Raw genomic sequence first — 589 nt, 5'->3', positions numbered from 1 at the left:
TGCTGCGTAACACCGTTCTGACCGCTGCCGGTATCGCCGCCACCACCGTCGGCATCGCCGGCCCCGCGATCGCCGCGCAGGCCACCCCGGCCGAGAAGACCGCCCAGGTCGCCACCGACCGTAAGGGTCACGGCGAGCGGGAGCTGGACGTCCGCTACGAGGCCCAGCCCAACTTCTACTACTGCGGCCCGGCCGCCACGCGTAACGCCCTGTCCGTGCTGGGCAAGAACATCGACGTGGACGCCATGGCCAAGGAGATGGGCACCACCGAGAACGGCACCAACAGCATCAACGACATCACCCCGGTCCTGAACAAGGAGACCGGCAAGCACTACCGGTCCGTCGAGCTCAAGGACGGCAAGGCCGACGACAAGCAGACCGACACCCTGCGCGCCGACATCGTGCGCACCGTCGACGACGGCCGGGCCGTGGTCGCCAACATCGCCGGCACCGCCACCGACACCGACGGCAACACCCACTCCTTCGAGGGTGGCCACTACATCAGCGTCGTGGGTTACCGCGACAACGGGAAGATCGTGACCATCGCGGACTCGGCCGACCCGAACATGGCCTCCTACCGGATGAGCGT

The 589-nt window shown here is 67.7% G+C and carries 1 protein-coding gene; it reads left to right on the top strand.

Translation table 11 applies throughout. The features are described from left to right. Positions 1-2: 2 nt before the first annotated feature. Positions 3-589, top strand: a 587-nt coding sequence (locus FXF50_RS29045) for a C39 family peptidase (RefSeq protein WP_255510252.1), incomplete at its 3' end; no start/stop codon positions are given.

It is taken from the genome of Micromonospora sp. AP08 (assembly GCF_008085935.1).
GTDB lineage: Bacteria > Actinomycetota > Actinomycetes > Mycobacteriales > Micromonosporaceae > Micromonospora > Micromonospora chersina.
The sequence above is the reverse complement of the archived record's forward strand: the minus strand, read 5'-3'. Positions and strand labels throughout refer to the sequence as shown.